Source organism: Methanobrevibacter woesei (assembly GCF_003111605.1).
Taxonomy (GTDB): Archaea; Methanobacteriota; Methanobacteria; order Methanobacteriales; family Methanobacteriaceae; genus Methanocatella; species Methanocatella woesei.
In genome coordinates this window covers 590,648-610,626 of the sequence record NZ_MZGU01000004.1, presented here as the reverse complement: position 1 = coordinate 610,626, position 19,979 = coordinate 590,648, and the positions used below count along the sequence as shown (strand labels likewise).

The window sequence follows — 19,979 nt, the reverse complement described above, 5'->3', positions numbered from 1 at the left end:
AATATCACCAATAGCTAATCTCCAATAAAATAGAAACAGGTTTTCCTTCTTTTAAAGAATTATTCCATGATTCTTTAACTTGTTCATAAGCTTCATCTGGAGAATCAGGTTTTGAATAGGTAAAATCCATTGCATCAAGCAAACGGGGAGTTGCTTCACCCATAGGAACTTGTCCACAGATGGATTCGCCTTCAGTTCCTCTATGACTCATAATCATTACTAATGGAAAATGATATAGTTCTGTTAATGACTTTAAAGCATTGATTGAATTTCCAAGCCCTGAATTCTGCATTAAAATAGCTGTCTTAAGACCACCCATATATGCTCCTGCACAGATTCCAATACCTTCTTCTTCCCTTGTAACTGGAAGATGTTTAATTTCATCATCTTCATCAAGCAAATTAAGAAGTTTTGATAGATTTACACAAGGAACACTAACAACAAAGTCAATTCCAGCTTCCTTTAAACCTTTATAAATTGCTTCACTACTATCCATATAACTCCTTCACAATCTTTTTTTTAATAGTCTATTATTTGATTACTATAATTAAAAAGTTATGGATAGCTATAAAAAATAAGAAAAAATAGGATTTATTTTAATTCCTATTTATAAAAAAAATTAGTCTTTCCTTTCATGGAACCAGCCTAACTCATCATCACTTAAATTGTATCCTCTTTCAAAGCAGCTTTCAACACCATCAATGGAATCTTCATTATCCCTTGCTTTATCTTCACAGTCATCTGGCCATACATCATGAAAATCTTTATGCAAACGTTTATAATCAGTATAAATATTCTCAGAATATTTGCTAACAATTTTATTTATATCATGAAAAGAGTTATAATTCTCTTTAATTGAATTTACTTCCTCTCTTGAAATGATTCCCTCAATATATTCAAAATAATATCCATTTACATCTGGACTAAATAAAATTAAATCCTTTCCAAAAATATCATACAAACTTTCATCAGAATTAAAGGAAGAGAATATTATTCTTTCAAAGCTATCTAGAACTACAAGGAAAATTCCAGAAGGTTCTTCATCAACAAGCTCTTTTCCATAGACATCACATAATTTATCGTAACCATAACTATCAATAATATGGGTTTTGAAATTATCTGTCCTTATTTTAAGGTAAACAAAACCTAATTTTTCAACAATTAAAGAGTTAACGCCATAATTATCAGTTACATACTTTTCATAATCTTCTAATTCACCTTCAATTGCACTTTTTCTAATTTTAAAATATAAATAATCCATATCCATGAATACAACACTATTTTTAAACAAATTTACATCATATTCATTTAAATGATTAGTTTTCTTAATACAAAATAGGTAACTTGCCTCTAAACTAGATTTATAATCATTTAATTCAGATTCTGTGACACTAGTCATCTTTCTTAACTTATTTATCATTTTTATTTCATGATTTAAATCTTTTAAGTTATGTAATCTTTCTATATACATATTATATTCATATACAAAGGAATCTTTATCAAATTCAGTGGGATTAGTATCAGTATCTACTTCAAAATCATCTAACAGTTTTTCTATTATACTATCCATATCCTCTTCATTATTATTGAATTCATCTTTATCTTCTTTTTTCATAATTAAACACCAAAATTATTGAGTATATTAATAGGAACAGGCGAAAATAGTAACTTTATCATTCAATTTTAAAAAAATTAATACTGTTTTTCATGGAACCAGCCACATTCTTCATCACTTAAATTGTATCCCCTTTCAAAGCAGCTTTCAACACCATCAATGGAATCATCTTTCAGTTTTTCTTTTTCCGCAGCTTCATAGTTATATTTCATATCCTTCTTACGAATATAATATTCAGATTGTTCTTCATAGAATTCTAATTCATCAAAGAATTCACTCATATTACCCCTTTCAAATATGAATGGATCATAATCTTCATAATCCTCAAAATCATGTTCAAATAGGTAATCTAATTCATCAATACTTTCAGGACCCAATAATTCAAGAATATCTTGCTCATATGGATTTTCCAATTCCCAAAGTTCTTTTAATTGTTCTAATTCCTCCATTTCTTCTAAATCCATCAATTCCCTTAATTTTACTACTTCTTCTGCATAGATTTTTGCATCTTTATTAATTTCTTCTAAAATAGTTTCATAAAATTGTGGATCTTCAGTCTGTATATTAGCCCATTTACTATCATGATTCATAATAAAACACCTTCTAGAAATCAACTATATTAATATTAACTGCATTCAATGTTTTCTTATTTTTCTTTTTATCAAAGCTTTCTTCAAGGAAAAAGGACACATAGTCTCCTTCTTTTACTTTGGATTTATCTCCTTGAATCTCATAAATGCTAAAGTAGTAACTTTCACCATCATCGGCCTTAATAAAACCTGCCTTTCCATGGCCTAAAATATTTGATATTGTCCCATAGCTTCTTTGCTGATTATTAAATTTAATCTCAACCCATCTTTCTTTTAGTTCTTTCTCTATTTCAACAAAATTTTCATCATCTTCAATAGCTTCTATTAATTTAACAATCTTGTCTGAATCTTCATCCATATCTTTAGCTATAAAAATTTCATCAAGCAGCCTATAAAGATTAATTTTATATTTAATATCACCTTTAGCCAATGCTGCATCCATTGCATACTTAAGAGCAGAATCATAATCCTCAGTAAGAGAATAAATCTCAGCCAGTTCTTTAAAGATAAACCAATCATTCTTAGAATTTATAATATCCTCCAAGTATTTTAATGCTACATCATAATTGTCTAATTCTTTGTTTGCAATAGCTATTCTCCATTTAAACCATATGTCACTATTATTTACAAATTCATCAAGTTCATTTAATGCTTCATCTGCAAATTTAATGGTTTCCTCATATTCTCCCATATCTAAGAGATGTTTTGTTTTAAGACTGTACCACTTTTCTTTATCTGAATAAAATTTAGATATTCTACCATTCCTGTTCATAGACTTTGGATTTGAATTTAACAACTTTGGATTAAGCATATCTAACCATTTTAGACATTCATAAGCATTGTCCTTAAAATAGTTAATGATTTTAAGCATTGAAGTAGTGTATGCACAAACTTTAACCTTATTTGTATCTTCCTGAATTAAAAGTTCAGAAATCAATTCACAGGATTTTACTAATTCCTCTTCAGATGATGGATTTTTAATATGCAAATGATATAAAGCCCAGGCATAAAATCTCCTATCCCAAATAGTAAATGCCTCTGGATCTTCATCATAAGCAGCTTTATAAATTTTTTCAGCTTCATCATGCTTTTTCTTTTGATAAATAGCTTTTGCTTTTTTTAATTGAGTTTTAATATCTTCTTCCATTTATACACACCTATTCTGTATGAAATGAAGTTCAACCAATTTTAAAATTATTCTAGAAAAAATTAATTTTCAAAGAATATGATACTATATATTAATATTATATAATCCAAAGAATATATAATTTGTGTTTAAATTATTATAATAAAATTGTTATACTAATGATAAGGAGTATTTCTAAATAAATAATTAAAAAAATAAGCTAAAAATGAATAAACTAAAAAGAAATCTTTTTATATTAATTCAATCTCATTAAATATCATGTTTGATAAGTTACCAATTACTTCCAAAACAGAAAAAATTTTAACAAAATCACTTGATGAAGAAATTTCTGTTGAAGAAGCTAATTATTTAATGAATATAAAAGGATCTGATTTGTACCCTTTACTTGCGACAGCAGATTATTTAAGGCAGCAAATCGTTGGAGACAAAGTTACATTTATTAATAACTGTAACATCAATTTTACTAATGTATGTACTGTTAGATGCGGATTCTGTGCATTTGGTAAAGATGCAGATGACCCTGATGCATATATATTAGATGATGAAGGAATACTTGAAAAAGCAAGACATGCTGCAGATAGAGGAGCTCATGAGTTCTGTTTAATGGGAGGAGTACTTCCAGATGCAGATATTGAATATTATGAACACTTATTACAGCTATTAAAAGGAGAATTTCCAAACATTCTTATTCATGGATTTTCACCTACAATGATTAGAGATGCAAGTATTGTTTCAGGAATGGATATTGAAGAGGCATTTAGAAGATTAAAATCTGCAGGTCTTGACACATTACCTGGAACTGCAGCAGAAATATTAACTGACAGGTCTAGAGAAATTATATGTCCTGAAAAGGTTTCAACACAAGAATGGATTGATATTGTAAAAACAGCACAAGAAGTAGGAGTAACAGGTTCTGCAACAATCATGTATGGACATGTAGAAACCTTAGAAGAACGTGTAGAACACATTGACATTATACGTAACATCCAAAGAGAAACAAAAGGATTTACAGAGTTCATTCCAATGACTTTTATGCATGAGTACTCTCCAATCTTTTTAGAAGGTCAACAAAACCTTGGAGCTACTGGTACTGAAGATTTAAAACTTTATGCAGTTTCCAGATTAATGCTTAGAGATTTAATTCCAAATATTCAAGTATCTTGGGTAAAAATGGGTTTCAGATTTGCACAGGTTTCATTAACTGCTGGTGCAAATGATTTAGGTGGAACACTTGGAGGAGATGAATTATCAGAAGCTTCAGGTGCACCAGATGGTGTTGATGCTTCAATTGATACTTTAAGAAGTATTGTTGAAAACTTAGGTAGAACTCCTATTGAAAGAAACTCCAAATATACAGAGTTTTATCCATTTGACAATAAAATTGGAGTAGCTTCCAAATAAATAAAAAAAAAATATTCATTAAATGAAAGAATAAATAGCTATTAACTATTTATTCACATAACTTCTTTTATTCCATCTTCTGAAATAATTAATAAAGAGTTTAAATTATCCAATATTATTGAAACAATAGGATGCTCTTTAATTCCTTGATTCATAAATAAAACTTCTTTTGGTGTTACAACTAACCAGTTTACATCATAAACAACAACACCATTTACAATTAAACCTAAATATTTAGGAACAAAAATATTTTCTTCGACTTCCTCAAAAAACTCATTTTTTCTTAGAATATCCTTTAAAACAGATTCCATGTTAATCCTTCCTTTCATAGACAAATTTAGGAACAGCTTCTTTAAATGGATCAAAAGTTTCCCTATTTTTAACTTCCACACATTTCATACTAACTTTAGAGTGAAGGGAAGAAGGGAGCCTTAAAATTCTTTTTAAATCTATAGACACTTTAGCATCAATAGTTGACAAATTAACCTTAGCCATAGCTTCAACAAGATTTTTGTAACGTCTAGGACCTATATTGCTTTTAAATAAACCCCATTTGTTATCATCAAGAAAATGTCTATACTTCATAATATCTTTCATTAATTTTGGATTAATCCCATCTAACTGCTCATTACCGACTAAATGTTGAATATTATACTTAACTTTCTGAGTAAAGAGTCTTGAATAACCAACAGGAATAGAAAAATGCTCAAAATTAAAAGAAGTGTTAGAAGCACTGGAATTGGAAAAAGTAGTGTTTGGAATTTCAGCTCCAGCAGCATATTTTAATACCTCTCCTCTTAATTCACTGCCTGCAGTCATCATTTCCTCATCAAGAATCCTAATATGATAACCTCTTCCAGAGTATATTAAATGGATATTATTTAACCCCAAATCTCCTTCTAAATCATCAATAAGAGTATTAACAATTTCTAAAGCTTCACCAAGACAAACTTCACATACACTGTCACACTGACATGATCTAATAGGAATATCTTTTGCATCTACATCAAAGATATACTCTGCTTTAAGCCAATCTTGTCTTTTTTTAGGGTTATTATAGAAAGCTACTGAAATATAAGCAGCAAAAGGAGCTTTATATCTTAAAAATTTTCTTAAAGATTCTTTTCCTTTAAAAGTTCTATATCTATCATTTGGTCCTTGTCCTAAATGGTCAAATCCAAATTCACGTTTTGTAATATTGTCTGTAATAAAATCAGGCAAATCTTTAACAGACCATTCTTCACGATAATATTGTCTTCGTTCTTTTAAAGTAGCTTTAGAAAACATAAATATCAATCACATTTTAAGTTTTTATCCTTTGAGGTATTTAATAATAGTCTTTTATAATTAATGAAAAATACTTTTTATTAAAATTAACAAATTAAGAATCAATAAAGTTTAAATTAGGTGAAAAGATGGAAGAAGAAGTAATTGAAGTAATAAATATTGAACATCTTAAAACATTATTATCACATCTCAGTCCAAGAGATATTGTAGAACCTGCTTACAAAGAATGGATACCATGTCAAAGAACTGGACATACAATCATTGATTTAGAAAGTGGAACCATTCAAGGACTGGGAGTTGAATTAAACCAACTACCCTTAGCTAGTATGATTTACATAACATTATATACAATTAAATCTGGGGAACATCCTATAACTCCTGAAGAACTCTTTAGTGAAGAGGAATATGAATGTTATTTAAATTTCAAGGATGATGATCCTTCAGAATATACTCCAGATATCGTTTCAAATTTCTGTGAGACTTATGACATAAATGAAAACGAGCGTAAAATATCAATATTGGCTGATCGCTTTGAAGAGGATAAATACTGGAATTATAATATGTGGGAATCTGGTGTTTTAGAAGATTACTATGATGCTCTTCAAGGAGATTCTGACCTTTAATCAGATTTTTCAGCTTTTTTACTTTTATCTAATTGGAATTTATTACGAGTATAACAAGATAAAGGATTATTAATTCCTTTACAGGATTTATCCGGCTGACAGAGATGTGGCAAATGTATTTTAATTTTTTCACAACTCATTGGAGTGTACCACTTAGTTTCACCTTCATTTTCAAGATTTACTTCTTCATGCATTCCAAATCCTAATTTTGAAATAATATTTATTTTTTCTTGCGGTTGATCATCAAATAACGGAGGTGAACAATTATCAGCTGCCTCATAAATCAATGGCAAAATCTCATTTTCTGTAATTGACAAATCTGCATCTATATCTGAAACTTTAACAGAACTATCTGCTGCAAAGATTCTTGGATATAAACGTGCATAAGAAACAAAAGAAGTTAATAGCAATACAATAGCATCATTACGTCCACCAGAGGAAACACCTTCAATAGTCTTTTGAATACATGGCGGAAATGCTTCCCTGATTAATTTTCCTGCCTTTACAGTTCCGTAAATTCCTCCACTACCTGCAAAGTAAGTATTATATTTACTGATTTCAGTTGGGATAAATTCTTTAAGTTCTTCTCCAAGTTCAATAATTACAGGGTGAATTTCAATGATTTTTGACATTTCTTTAATTCTTTTAATGTATTCTTCTGTTTTCTGCATGATAAGCCTTGAAAGAATTACTTCTTTAAGTTTTTCACCAACCAAAATATCATACATTTTCTCTGCAGGCCTATCCTGAAAGGCATCCTCAAATTTATATAAAAAGTCATCACTTTCTAAGACAATTTCGCCTTTATCAAGCAATAATTGAGTTAAAGAAAGTTTTTTTGATGCAATAACATCTTTTAGTGTTTTCCAATTGATGGAACCATCAGTCTGAATTTCTCTTAGTGTATCATCAATAATTTCACTTCTATTAGCTGGTGGTATTTTAGCTAATCTTTCCTCAATAAGTCTTCCTTGTGATTCAATAAATAACCTGGTCTCTCTTGAAGTTATATTGAATTCCATAGCTATTGCTTGAGATAAAATATGAAATGCAACAACATCCTGCCTATATAAATCCCCATTAAAAAGATATTCAAATTCCTGCTGTGAATAGTTTTTATTATTTTTTTTCTCAATAGCCCATTGAATGCGCTTTAAAGCTAACTGCTTATAAGATTTAGGAATAATATCATCATCAGAAATTTTTTGGTTTTGAGTATGGATAACCTCCTCTATTAAGGATTCATCTTCATTATCCAATTGATTTAAATCTCCATAATCTTTTAAAATTTCCCTTCCTTCATTTGAAAGCGGATTTATAAAGGATAAACTTACCATGTTTTTGATATATTCACTTAATTGTATTTAAAAATTAACATAAAACAATGAAAAATAAAATTAAATAAAGATTCTTAATTATGATAAAAATTTAGAAATAAAACATAGATTTAAATGTTTTTAAAAACATATAATTTAAAGATAAAGAAATTATATTTACAATTTTTATTTAATTTTAATAAAAACAATGAAATGGAGAATAAATAGATGTCTAAAATTTTTATTTCATGTGCACTTCCTTATGCAAATGGACCTTGCCATTTAGGTCATTTAAGGTCTACTTATCTTCCTGCTGACATTTATGCAAGATATAATCGTATGATTAACAACGATGTATTGCTAGTTTGTGCAACTGATGAACATGGAACACCAATAGCTGTTAAAGCAGATAAAGAAAATAAAAAGCCTATTGAGATTTCTAAAAGATATCATGATATGATTGTTAAAGATGTAGAATCCATGAATATATCTTTAGACAGTTTCACACGTACTACTGATAAAGCTCATTATGAAATTGCTCAAAACTTCTTTTTAGATTTATATGAGAAAGGATTAATTTACAGAAAAGACATTCAACAGTTATACTGTGAAGAATGTGGTAAATTCTTACCTGACAGATATGTTGAAGGTATTTGTCCAGTATGTGGTGCAGAGGCTCGTGGAGATCACTGTGAAAAATGTGGAAGACCATTAGAACCAACTGAACTTATTGAACCTCAATGTTTAACCTGTGGTTCTACACCTAAAATTAAAGATACTTACCAATACTTCTTTAAATTAAGTGCTTTCCAAGATGACATTACTGAATATATTGAAAATAATAAAAATTTACCAGATAATGTTAGAAATTATGCACTTAACTGGCTTAAAGAAGGATTAAATGACTGGGTTTTAACACGTGATATGGATTGGGGTATTCCAGTTCCTCTTGAAGAAGCAAAAGGTAAAGTAATTTATGTTTGGGGTGAAGCATTCTTAGGTTACATCTCCTCAGCATCACAATGGTCCAAAGAAAGTGGCATTAAATGGGAAGATTACTGGAAAGATAATGTTGTACATTTCATTGGAAAAGACATTATTTACCACCATGCAATCTTCTGGCCAGCATTACTTAAAGGATATGGATGTAAATTACCTGATACAATCTATGCAGGTGAATTCTTATCTTTAGAAGGTCAAAAAATGTCCACCAGTAAAAATTGGGTTGTATGGATATCTGATTTTGTTAAAGAATTTGAACCTGATTTACTTAGATATTACCTAACTATTAATGCACCGTTAAACAAGGACACTGACTTCTCATGGGATGATTTCCAAAGAAGAAACAATGACGGTCTTGCAGATGTAATAGGTAATTTTTTACATAGGACTTTTACATTTACACACAAATTCTTTGATGGAGAAGTTCCAGAGTATAAAAATCCTTCTGAGGAAGATTTAGAGTTTGAAAAATTAATCAAAGAACTTCCTGACACTGTTGGAGAACATATTGCTAACTTTGACTTCAGAGATGGTCTTCTTGAAATATTTAGAGTTACTAAAAAAGGAAATAAATACTTTAATGATCAAGAACCATGGAAAGCTGTTAAAGAAGATAAACAAAAAGCAGCAAATACATTACATTTATCTAATCAATTAGCTAAAATATTAGCTGTTGTTCTTAAACCTTACATTCCAACAAAAGCTGAGCAAATAGCTGAAATAGTTAATATAGCTAACCCAGAGGAATGGAAGGATGCAAAAGTTCCATTAAATGAAGGTCATAAAATCAATAAAGCTAAACCTTTATTTAAGAAAATTGAAGATGATAAAATAGCTGAACAAAAAAATAAATTAGAAGAAAATTTAAAAACTGAAGAGGATGAAAATATGAGTGATATTATAACTATTGATGATTTTGATAAAGTTGAAATTAGAATTGGACAAATTAAAGAAGCAGAAAAAATCGAAAAATCCGACAAATTATTAAAATTACAAGTTGATATTGGTTCTGAAGTAAGACAAATTGTTGCAGGTCTTGCACAATTCTATTCACCAGAAGAATTAATTGACAGAAAAGTGGCTGTTGTTGCAAACCTTAAACCAGCAAAATTATTCGGAACCTTATCTGAAGGTATGCTTTTAGCTACTGGTGAAAGTGGAGCATTATTATCACCTGATGAATGTGAAATAGGCGAAAGAATCCAATAAACTAACTAAAACTAAAAAATTCGGTGTCTTTGATGGAAGAATCTTCACTAATTAGCAAATCTGAGAAATTTTTAAATGAAATTTCAAAAGAATCAATTGATGTTAGTCAACTTGATGATTTTGAAGAATTTAAATCTCTCTATTTTAAATTAGATGATAGATTATCCACTCTTCACACTTTAAGAAACCAAATGGATTTACAAGGGTATACAACCCCATTCCGTTCATTAAGTAAATATGGAAACACTACTTCAGATGTTGTAAGCTTAGAGGAAGTTAGTGAAAACAGCAGACATAACCAATTTTTCAGAATGAAAGCGAATGCCAAGAAAAACATTCTTGATAGAGTAAAATCTGCTATTGACTCACATCAAATAGCTATTGGAAATTTAGAACAATATGGTTATGTGAAATGTGAAAGCTGTTATAAAAAATACAGAATGAATGAATATAAAGAAAATGAATGTAAATGCAGCTGTGGAAGTGAACAGTTTTCTTTTAAAATAAATAAAGACAACTCCTACAGATTAGAAATCATTCCATTTTTACCATTATCTGGAAATTACAGAGTACATATGACCCAATTTTCAAATTGGGGAAGAGATTCATTTAAAAAAGTTCTAAATTTACTTAAACAAGAAAGAAAAGGTGTTGTTAAATCAATATCCCTTGTTATAAAATTTAAAGATGAAAACAATAGATGGATTCGTAAAAATGTCACTATAGACTCTGATCATGTTGACAATTACGAAGAAGAAGTTAGAAAAACCTATGGAAAAAATGTTAGAATTGAAGTATTGAGATTCCATAGAACCAAACCAGCTATTATTGATGATAGACATGCAAGAACTGCATTAGCTATTGGATATGTTAAATATTCAGAAAAATTAGTTAATGAAATGAAAGATTCAATTTTTAAAAAGAGAATATCCGATTTCAAAAGATTGAATAAATATAATGATCTTAAACATGAAATTGCCACTAAAAAACCAACTTTTATTGATGAACATGACACTGCTTCATTAGAATCCTGGAGAAAAACAGAATTTGAAGAAACATGCAAAAAACTTAAATTTATGGATAAATTTGGCAATTTAAACAGATCTTTAAAAAGAGATTTAAAAATAAAAGAGAATATTGAAAAATCTATTTTTACTAATATAGCACCTACATTGATTATATGGGATATTTTCAGATATTATTTAACCACTTCACATAATAACCGTAAAATAACTTCAGGTCCATTCCCATACATTAGGGTTGAACTTGATAGACAACAAAGAAAAATATTCCAAACTACTTATAAAAAGGTTATTGAAACATTAAATGAAGAAACTAACCTTAAGCTAATTCCAATTCCAGAAATGGATCTTGTTTTATATGAAAAATTTAAACTTGAAAAGTTAATTAAAAATACTAAAATGAAAATTAATTATCCTGCTTTAGGTGCTGGATTAATCCATAAAACTACTGAAATTCCTATTGAAAATATTGGTAATGCTTTAAATATTAATAATTCTAAAATTAAAAAGGAAATTAAAAATATTGAAACAATTAGAAAGCCAAAAACTGAAAAATCAAAAAAATTCTTAGAATTAATTAAAAAATAAGTGATTATATGGATGAAGAAACTACAAAGATTCATATAACCCAAGTATTAACATTATCAAAAGTTATGGAATTAATCGATGAATATCCCAACCTTGAAGAGATTACCTGCAGTCCCAGTGTTTATAATAGAATTTCAAAAAAATATATTGAAGCATTGGAATCTCTTGATATAACTGTTAAAAAAGAATACCAATGGGGATCTAAAAGTAAATATTCTTCTAAAGATGAAGAAATTTTAAGATATGTTAAAGAAAAGAAATCTGCTAAAGAAATATCTGAAATTTTAAACATACCTGTTAGCAGAGTTTACTACTATGTAAGAAAAAATAAGGATGAAGTAAGCTTTGATAATTACAAAAGAAAGCATGATTTAAATACAAGAAAAGAAATTAAATCATTAAATAAAGAAGGATTAAAACCAAAAGAAATATCCGAAAAATTAAATGTACCAATTAGAACTGTGTACTATATACTCAACAATAAATAAATCACTTTTTTTAAAAAAAAATAATAAAGAATTTATCCTAAAGTGTAGAAAAATTCTTTAATATACATAATATCTTCTATAGTTTCATTTTCTGCAAAACCAGGCATAGACAATGCAATTAAAATACCAATAATACCGAATATTATACCTATAGCCCAAATAATTTTAACAGCATGCTCTTCTTTAATTGGTTTTCTTAAAATAAATCTAATTAATGATTTAAAACCTGTTTCTGGTCTAACTAATCTTCCTTCATCATCTAATTGAGTAGGTTTAAATTGTTGTCTTTCCATGACTCCTGCACTGTAAAATTTTAATGCAGCATCAATGATATTCGGAATAAGAACAATAAAAGCAATTAACTTTACACGACCAATAAATGCAATAGCTACAATAGTTGCACCAATAATCAGAGTACCAGTATCACCAGGAAATATCTTAGCAGGATATTTATTAAAGTGTAAGAATGCAATAAGTGCACCTAACATACTCATACTTATTATTGTAACATCATATTTTCCAAGAATAATACATGAAATAGTCAAAGATCCTAGTGCAATAATACCAAGACCTGCTTCAATACCATTTAATCCAGCAAGCATATTAGTTAAATTAGCACCAATTGAAACAGCTATTGGAATAGCAATTAAATATAAGATTCCAACTTCTGGAGGTGCTGCCCATATTAAAGGAATACCTGCTAAAAATAGTAAGAACAACTTTTCTTTTGATGAAAGTACAAGTAAGTCATCTGCAATACCAATAATTCCCACAAGTAAAATTACAATCAAAACAATACATAATGGAAATGTTAAAATGGAATGCATTCCAATTCCTGCAAAAATACCTATAATAAAACCAAATAAAATTCCAAATCCGCCCATTTCTGCAACAATTGGTTTCCAAGATTTATGAATATCTTTACCAACAATATTTGCTTTTTCTAATTTTTTAATAATCTTAGGCATTGATAAACGTGTAACTAAAAAGGACAGTATACCACAGATTATTGCAATTACATATAATGGTAACTGAGGAAACATAACAGCCATATAATCACAATTTTATTTAATTAACATATAATTTGTTTCAGCTACTAATTAAATTTAATTAATCCATTTTACATTAGCTGTTGTGAAAACATAATGATTTGAAAATACAGGATTGTATAACTCATTAGTTAAATTTTCACTATTGAAAGTATAAGCCAGAGACTTTCTTAAATTATAATTAATCCTATCTCCAAAAGAATCTTGCAAATCTTTATCAATTATCTCACTTGATGAAACTGTAACCTTAAATTGAATTTTCTCTTTATTATATCCTGAATCGACACCCATATTTGTATAATTTACATTTTCTAACTTAATTAAAGAAGGATGAAGCAAATTTTCTTTTGATAATTCATATTCTCTATAAACATCATCAGGATAAACAGCCGCTGAATCAATAATTATTCCTTCATTAACACCATTTCTAGCAGCAATCATTGCTTTGTTTAGCTCATCTTCTTCTAAAATAAATATACTTGAAACAACTAGAAGTGCAATGAAAAATCCAATTAACAGTAAAAATTCAGCACTTGACTGGCCTTTACAGTCCATTATATAAACCACCTTTTAACTGAAATTGTATTTTCATCTTCTTTTTTGATTAAATAGCTGTTTCCACCATATAAGTCCACATCAAGATTGTTTTCTAATTTAATTGGAAAAATGTTTGTTGAAGCCTTTCTATTATCAATGTCTAAGGTTAATGAATCCCCTGATAAGGTTAAGACATAACTATTATCCTGTATTTTATAAGGAAGTGATATTACTTTTGAAAAATTAGCACCATTTGAATTGACTTGATTTATTTCATCTGCTATATTATCAAGAAATAACCTATAGCTAGTAGTTTTTTCTATATTTTCAGCTGAATTCAAGGTGGATTCTGAAAAATAAAGAATACCAATAGCTATTAAAATAATTAAAAAGATAGAAAAAAGATAGTCTATTGAAATAAAGCCTTGATTATCCATAATAACTAATTTTTCATGAACATTAATATAATTTGTTTAAATAACCTTGTCAAATTGATTAAATGATTAAAAAAATAATTATAACAACTTTTTAGCTATTATACATAATTATTAAATAGAACCTAAAACTTATAATGGTGTATGAAAGGTAAAGTTATTTTTATTGGAGCAGGTCCTGGAGACCCAGATCTCATCACTGTAAAAGGAAAAAAAGCTATTGAAAATGCAGATGTTATCATTTATGCCGGTTCACTTGTCAATGAAGAAGTTTTAGACTGTAAAAAAGAAGAATGTGAAGTTTACAACAGTGCTTACTTAAATTTAGATGAAATTATCAACATTATCAAAGAAGCTGTAGCTGAAGACAAATTAGTAGCTAGAGTTCATACTGGTGATCCTTCAATATACGGTGCAATTGGAGAGCAAATCAGAGAATTAAAAGCAAATAATATCGAATATGAAATAATTCCTGGTGTAAGCTCATTATTTGGAACTGCATCTGCTTTAGAAACTGAGTTAACCTTACCTGAAATCTCACAAACAGTAATTATAACTCGTCCTGAAGGTAGAACACCAAAACCTCCTTTAGAAAGTATTTCAAGCCTATCAAAACATCATGCAACAATGTGCATCTTTTTAGGTGTTGGTATGATTGACAAACTTGTTGAAGAATTACTTGAAGGATATGAAATTACAACACCAGTTTCAGTAGTTCAAAAAGCAACATGGAACGACCAAAAGATAGTTGAAGGAACACTTGCAGATATTGCAGATAAAGTTAAAAGTGCCAATATAACAAAAACTGCAATGGTTGTAGTGGGAGATGTTTTAAAACCAGGTGATTTTACTCCATCTAAGTTATATGATGCAAACTTTAAACATGAATATAGATAAAAAAATAGCTATTTTTATAAAGAAAATTAAATAATTATTTTGATTTAGCTAATTTTTCAGCTTCATCAAAATTATTTTCATAAATATGTGCACTAATAGAATGGATTGTGATAGGACCAAGTTTTACATCACCAATCTCTTCTGATACATATTTTGCACAGTAAGTTAAACCAACAGCATTTGCAAACCAAGCACCATAAATATCATGACTTCTCCATAATGCTGTTGTATATAAAACATTATCTCTTATTTTAAAATCAATTAAAATCATACATGGAACTTCTTCTGAAGTACTATCAATAACTTGATCCCAAGTAATAGAAATAGCTCTTCTAGATTCTCTGCAATTTTTTAAACGAGTAATTGATTCTTGAATTTGATCAACATTATCAAAATGTGCTCTTAAACGATTACCATAAGTATAAACAAAACCAGGATTTTCAGGGCTGATAAACTGATCAGCATAGGTTTGAAGTTTGTCTCCTTCCCAGAAATAACCTTTAGGAATCCTAATATTTTCCAACTTTTCTAAAGCATCACCCATACCAAAGAAATCCTTTCCACCAACACTAAATGGGTCTTTAATTTCAGTAACAATATTTAGACACTCTTTAGTTAAAGAACCGCGTTCATCATTAACATAATGTCCATTATTAACAATATTAACAACTATTTTCTCCCAACAATCTGCTATATCATTACCTTTGATATGAGTAACCATTTTAACACCTATTTAACCTCATTTAATACTTTGGTCATTGTTTCTAATTTTTTACAAGCAACATTTACACTAGCTTTTCTAAGACCACAATCAGGATCTAAAATCATATTCTCTTTACCTACTGCATCAATACCTCTTTTTACAAGATTTAATACATCATCATAAGAATCAACTTCAGTAGATGCAGTGTCTAAACAACCAAACCCGATTTTTTTACCTTTAATTAAATTTACATTATCTTCTAAAATACCAATATTAATATTATTTCCTGCAAATTCACAGTCCAGAATATCAATATTAAATTTAGTTAAATCTTTAAAAACATTATTTAAATTTCCGCAAACATGCATAGCTAATGGAACATCTAATCCTTTACCAATAATATCAATAGCTTTACGTGCAGTTTTAAAATCAACTAAACCAGTAGATAAAAAAGGTTCATCAACTTGAATATACTTAGGGTCAATTTTATCCATAATTGCATTAACTTCATGTTTTAAGCTGTGAGCCAAATCAATTATTGCATCATTCTTATTTTTATAAAAACTCTCGATTCTAGAAGAATGAACAATTGTTGAAGGTCCAGTTATAATTCCTTTTACTCCCTTATTTTCAGGGATAGAACCAGAATAATAATCTTTTAAAATAGATTTAGCATATTTTAAGTCATCAACTGTTATTTCTTTAACAGGAGCCCTTATTTTAGAAGTGATAATAGTTGAATTGTGCTCAAATTGCATTCCAGGAATATATTTAGAAAAAGAACCAACCATATCTCCTCTAACCTGACCATCAGAGATAATATCTACACCAGAGTCTAACTGATGAAAAACAGCTTTTTTAATAGCTGATTTATAAGGATCATAAAGACCAAAAATATTTAAAAATTTATCTTTAAAAGAAGGGGAAGTTTCTAATTCTACAGGGAAACTTCCAACAACAGTAGAAAACATTCTATCATCATTTAGTGTTTAATTTTCTAATTCTTTCGATTTCTTCAGCATCAACTGGTAATTCTATTACTGCAGAACCATGACAAGGTTTAGTATATGGGATTAAAGCAGTTCCTTTGGATTCATTAATTCCAATTGGAACCGGGGGAATTCCAATAACCCTAACACCCAATACTTCATCTCCAGGTTTAATATTTACAACTTCTGGAGCTTTAGAACGGATAATTTTAGCACAGTCTTTAAAACCAGTTTTAGATGCTAAAATTTCATAATCATCAGATTGTTGAAGATAAGTATCTAAACAAAAAGACATTTTTATAACTCCTCCAATACTTTATCAAATCTAACTCTAATTGGAGTTGGATTATGGAAAGCTTTAACAGCAACAATTTTAGCATCAGTGTTTTCCTGAACCATATCAACATAGCTTTCCAATAACTCCATATCCTTTTCAAATACAAGAGCTATTGATTCACATTGCAATAAATGATAAAATGTAATGAAGAAAGATGCAGCTGCATCTTTATGAACAAAACCAACTAATAAATCATAATCTCCTTCTTTTATATCATTTAAACATCTGTCTAAATCAACGATGCTTTTTACATAAACTTTTTTTGGATCTGAAACTTTAACAAGTTTAGTTGCTGCAGGATTTGCTGCCACAGTAACATCATAATCTAATTCAGATAACTTATTTGCTGCATAAACTGCCATTGGTGTCTGAGAAGGAGATTCAGGACAACCAAGCAATACTAATGCTTTTTTCATTTTATAACATCCCCTCATTATTGATTTCTAGTTTTAAGAGTTACTGCATGAGATAAAATAAATGCTCCTAATAACATGAATGTAAGTAATGCCATACCGTTGATTGTTCTGTTAAATATGAATAATCCAATTAATGCTTGTGCAATAAATGCAGAAAGTGCACCAATAAGCATTACTTCTTTACCTAAATATTTTTTATTATTTTTCTCTCTTTTCTCTCTATACATTGTTAATATTTTTAATCCAACAAAAATGGTTAAAAGAACAAATAACATTAAACCAATTAGTCCTAAATAACCAAAGTCAAAACCATACCCCATAATACCTGGAAGCATATAATCCACAGTATCCTTTTGGTTTACAAGTACACCAAAGAACAATGGGAATGGTAAACCAAAGAACAATATTAATTGCATTGGAAGGGAAACATATCCTTCTGCAAATGCTGTTCCATTAACTCCCCAATATGATGCATCACCACTATGACCTATTAATTGAGTATTGTTTAATACCATTCTAATACTTGATAATGAGTTATCTTCAATCCTTTCAATCCTTAATAATGGAGAGAAGATAGTCATTCCGGTGACTCTAGCTATTACCTCTAGACATGCAAATGCTGCAACACCTAATCCTAAGAACATAAGGATTCTTTTAAGAGTAAAAATGGATTTCTCTCTGAAATTTTTAGAGATTATTGAATAACCTATAAATAAACCAAGAATCCAAAGTAAAAGGAAAGATCTGTGCATTAATCCACCAAATACTGTAATAGCTGCAATTAATATAAATACGACCTTTTTAAGACCAGAGACATCAACTCCCGACTTTTGCATCACCTTCAGCGATGCTAAAGCAGTAATAACAGCAAAAAGTGCCAATGGTCCAAATGGATGAGTAAATTCATTCTGACTTGAAGAGATTATAAGAAATAGAATATCTGCTCCAAATAGAAGAACGAATCCTCCAGAAACAAACAAAGATAAAAATGTTACAATACTAAGTGATAAAGGAACTAAATTTATCACAAAGATAAAAGTTACAAGCAAAATTAAAAATACTTCAATAATAAATTGTAAATGATTTTGAGCTATTAACAACATATATGAATCACTTAGACCTGTTTGTTTTATAAAACAATTAATTTAATATGGACTGACCGGGATTTGAACCCGGGGCCTCCGCCATGCCAAGGCGACGATCTACCATCTGAGCTACCAGCCCTTAAAAATATAACTAAAATATTCTATTAATTTAATATGAATATTTTAATATAAATAACTATTTAATTTATTTACCTAAATCATAGATATTATCTAAAATTAAATTAAACAAATCATCAGATTCAAAGTTAATCTCCTGATGAGGATTAACAATAAAATTCAATGCTTTTTGGATAATATCATCAGTATCATTAGATCTATACATTAAACCCTGATTGATATAGAATTGATCAACAGATAATGTATCTCCAGGATAACAAGAAATAACAGGAGTCTGTAAAATAGCAGATTCCCTATTCATTGTACCTCCAGCCCCAATAACTAAATCACATTTTTTAATTAAACTGGAAGTATCAACAGGGGGTTTTAAAATAGTGACATTTTCAATATCTTCAAAAATTTCAGACTGTTCTCTAAATCTTGGCAATACCAAAATATTTGCATAATCTTTTAAAACATCAACAATTGGAGATAATACAGATTGTCTGCAGTCAGTATCCAAATATGAAGCAAGAGAAGGTTCCGGCCTCATTAAAATAGTCTTAGGATGATTAAGTTCAAGATTTAAATCAGCAAATATGTTCTCATTATAGTTAAAGTTATTAAAATGCATTAATTCAGAAGTTCCTTTATATGGAATAATTGAATTAGGATCAGCTCCACATTTCATTAAATTCCATACACTAATAATTTCAGGAGTTATAATCCTATCACATAAAGGAAGGGTTAATTTATTAGCAGCTAGTGCATGTTCATTATCTAAAATAAATAAGCTTGGAATACCTAAACCAAAAGCAACACGAGGAAGCTCAATAGAATGTTTACTAACTGCTACATCAATTTTTTCACCATTAATTAAATCTGTAAGCTGAGCTACCCTATTAGTACTTTCATTAAGTTTATCATAAAGACTAACTCCATGTTTACCTACAGAAATAAAATCAATATCATAGGATTCCATTAATTTATGGATATCACCAAATTTCCTTGCAGTAACAATTAAATCCTCACCTTCAGCTTCCAAATACTTAATAATGTCCTTAAAAAATCTTACATGAGGAGCATTAGAAATATCAATCCATATTTTCAATGAAATCACCATTTAA

At 28.9% G+C, this 19,979-nt stretch carries 22 protein-coding genes and 1 tRNA gene; 6 read left to right on the top strand and 17 right to left on the bottom strand.

The genetic code is table 11. The features are described from left to right. Window positions 1-4: 4 nt before the first annotated feature. The 4 genes from comD to MBBWO_RS05705 form a co-directional block, all read right to left on the bottom strand. On the bottom strand, window positions 5-496 hold the full coding sequence (gene comD, locus MBBWO_RS05720; RefSeq protein ID WP_116669916.1) for a sulfopyruvate decarboxylase subunit alpha: 492 nt from the start codon (window positions 494-496) through the stop codon (window positions 5-7). Between the two features lie 123 nt (window positions 497-619). Beyond that, entirely contained in the window at window positions 620-1,615 is a 996-nt protein-coding gene (locus MBBWO_RS05715; protein WP_116669915.1) for a hypothetical protein, read from the bottom strand. 77 nt (window positions 1,616-1,692) lie between these two features. Next, window positions 1,693-2,205, bottom strand: a complete 513-nt coding sequence (locus tag MBBWO_RS05710) for a hypothetical protein (RefSeq protein WP_116669914.1) — start codon at window positions 2,203-2,205, stop codon at window positions 1,693-1,695. A 13-nt stretch (window positions 2,206-2,218) separates the two neighbouring features. Continuing rightward, on the bottom strand, window positions 2,219-3,352 hold the full coding sequence (locus MBBWO_RS05705; protein ID WP_116669913.1) for a S1 domain-containing protein: 1,134 nt from the start codon (window positions 3,350-3,352) through the stop codon (window positions 2,219-2,221). Between the two features lie 258 nt (window positions 3,353-3,610). Between MBBWO_RS05705 and cofH the strand changes: the two genes are divergently transcribed. Further along, window positions 3,611-4,753 (top strand): 5-amino-6-(D-ribitylamino)uracil--L-tyrosine 4-hydroxyphenyl transferase CofH, encoded by a 1,143-nt coding sequence (gene cofH / locus MBBWO_RS05700; protein ID WP_116669912.1) that lies wholly within the window; start codon window positions 3,611-3,613, stop codon window positions 4,751-4,753. Window positions 4,754-4,806: 53 nt separating this feature from the next. Here the strand turns inward: cofH and MBBWO_RS05695 are convergent, their stop codons facing one another. After that, the gene (locus tag MBBWO_RS05695) at window positions 4,807-5,064 is read right to left on the bottom strand and encodes a hypothetical protein (RefSeq protein ID WP_116669911.1); all 258 of its coding nucleotides are present in this window, start codon (window positions 5,062-5,064) and stop codon (window positions 4,807-4,809) included. A gap of 1 nt (window position 5,065) precedes the next feature. After that, window positions 5,066-6,040, bottom strand: a complete 975-nt coding sequence (priS, locus tag MBBWO_RS05690) for a DNA primase catalytic subunit PriS (RefSeq protein WP_116669910.1) — start codon at window positions 6,038-6,040, stop codon at window positions 5,066-5,068. Window positions 6,041-6,168: 128 nt separating this feature from the next. On the opposite strand from priS, the gene MBBWO_RS05685 reads away from it, so the two are divergent. Then, the gene (locus MBBWO_RS05685; RefSeq protein ID WP_116669909.1) at window positions 6,169-6,663 is read left to right on the top strand and encodes a hypothetical protein; all 495 of its coding nucleotides are present in this window, start codon (window positions 6,169-6,171) and stop codon (window positions 6,661-6,663) included. On the opposite strand, the gene priL is transcribed toward MBBWO_RS05685, so the two are convergent. Then, window positions 6,660-8,000 carry a DNA primase large subunit PriL gene (priL, locus tag MBBWO_RS05680; protein WP_116669908.1) on the bottom strand — a complete coding sequence of 447 codons (1,341 nt, stop codon included), beginning with the start codon at window positions 7,998-8,000 and terminating at the stop codon, window positions 6,660-6,662. The two genes, MBBWO_RS05685 and priL, sit on opposite strands and share 4 nt — an antisense overlap. A 207-nt stretch (window positions 8,001-8,207) precedes the next feature. Between priL and metG the strand changes: the two genes are divergently transcribed. The 3 genes from metG to MBBWO_RS05665 are packed head-to-tail and all read left to right on the top strand — an operon-like array spanning window position 8,208 to window position 12,288. Continuing rightward, window positions 8,208-10,190: a methionine--tRNA ligase gene (gene metG / locus MBBWO_RS05675; protein ID WP_116669907.1), complete on the top strand. Its 1,983-nt coding sequence runs from the start codon at window positions 8,208-8,210 to the stop codon at window positions 10,188-10,190. Between the two features lie 32 nt (window positions 10,191-10,222). Beyond that, entirely contained in the window at window positions 10,223-11,800 is a 1,578-nt protein-coding gene (locus MBBWO_RS05670; RefSeq protein WP_116669906.1) for a DUF530 domain-containing protein, read from the top strand. An 8-nt stretch (window positions 11,801-11,808) separates the two neighbouring features. Next, window positions 11,809-12,288: a hypothetical protein gene (locus MBBWO_RS05665; RefSeq protein ID WP_116669905.1), complete on the top strand. Its 480-nt coding sequence runs from the start codon at window positions 11,809-11,811 to the stop codon at window positions 12,286-12,288. Between the two features lie 32 nt (window positions 12,289-12,320). Here MBBWO_RS05665 and MBBWO_RS05660 read toward each other — a convergent pair whose 3' ends face one another. The 3 genes from MBBWO_RS05660 to MBBWO_RS05650 are packed head-to-tail and all read right to left on the bottom strand — an operon-like array spanning window position 12,321 to window position 14,311. Then, entirely contained in the window at window positions 12,321-13,340 is a 1,020-nt protein-coding gene (locus tag MBBWO_RS05660) for an MraY family glycosyltransferase (protein ID WP_116669904.1), read from the bottom strand. Window positions 13,341-13,394: 54 nt separating this feature from the next. Beyond that, window positions 13,395-13,892, bottom strand: a complete 498-nt coding sequence (locus MBBWO_RS05655) for a hypothetical protein (RefSeq protein ID WP_243408473.1) — start codon at window positions 13,890-13,892, stop codon at window positions 13,395-13,397. Further along, complete coding sequence (locus tag MBBWO_RS05650) at window positions 13,892-14,311, bottom strand: hypothetical protein (protein WP_116669903.1); 420 nt, start codon at window positions 14,309-14,311, stop codon at window positions 13,892-13,894. Before MBBWO_RS05650 ends, MBBWO_RS05655 begins: the two co-directional genes overlap by 1 nt. A 141-nt stretch (window positions 14,312-14,452) precedes the next feature. On the opposite strand from MBBWO_RS05650, the gene cobM reads away from it, so the two are divergent. Next, window positions 14,453-15,205, top strand: coding sequence for a precorrin-4 C(11)-methyltransferase (gene cobM, locus MBBWO_RS05645; protein WP_116669902.1), 753 nt, complete (start codon window positions 14,453-14,455; stop codon window positions 15,203-15,205). A gap of 34 nt (window positions 15,206-15,239) precedes the next feature. Here the strand turns inward: cobM and MBBWO_RS05640 are convergent, their stop codons facing one another. The 7 genes from MBBWO_RS05640 to MBBWO_RS05610 all read right to left on the bottom strand — a co-directional run bounded on the left by MBBWO_RS05640 (window position 15,240) and on the right by MBBWO_RS05610 (window position 19,972). Further along, entirely contained in the window at window positions 15,240-15,926 is a 687-nt protein-coding gene (locus MBBWO_RS05640) for a thymidylate synthase (protein ID WP_116669901.1), read from the bottom strand. Between the two features lie 8 nt (window positions 15,927-15,934). Further along, on the bottom strand, window positions 15,935-16,879 hold the full coding sequence (locus MBBWO_RS05635; RefSeq protein ID WP_116669900.1) for a methionine synthase: 945 nt from the start codon (window positions 16,877-16,879) through the stop codon (window positions 15,935-15,937). Window positions 16,880-16,886: 7 nt separating this feature from the next. Further along, window positions 16,887-17,192: a DUF1894 domain-containing protein gene (locus MBBWO_RS05630; RefSeq protein ID WP_116669899.1), complete on the bottom strand. Its 306-nt coding sequence runs from the start codon at window positions 17,190-17,192 to the stop codon at window positions 16,887-16,889. A 2-nt stretch (window positions 17,193-17,194) separates the two neighbouring features. Then, window positions 17,195-17,650, bottom strand: coding sequence for a DUF1890 domain-containing protein (locus MBBWO_RS05625; protein ID WP_116669898.1), 456 nt, complete (start codon window positions 17,648-17,650; stop codon window positions 17,195-17,197). 17 nt (window positions 17,651-17,667) lie between these two features. Next, window positions 17,668-18,753 carry a hypothetical protein gene (locus MBBWO_RS05620; RefSeq protein WP_116669897.1) on the bottom strand — a complete coding sequence of 362 codons (1,086 nt, stop codon included), beginning with the start codon at window positions 18,751-18,753 and terminating at the stop codon, window positions 17,668-17,670. A gap of 48 nt (window positions 18,754-18,801) precedes the next feature. Next, a tRNA-Ala gene (locus MBBWO_RS05615) sits at window positions 18,802-18,874 on the bottom strand. A 66-nt stretch (window positions 18,875-18,940) separates the two neighbouring features. After that, on the bottom strand, window positions 18,941-19,972 hold the full coding sequence (locus tag MBBWO_RS05610; RefSeq protein WP_116670034.1) for a DUF354 domain-containing protein: 1,032 nt from the start codon (window positions 19,970-19,972) through the stop codon (window positions 18,941-18,943). Between the last annotated feature and the right edge of the window lie 7 nt (window positions 19,973-19,979).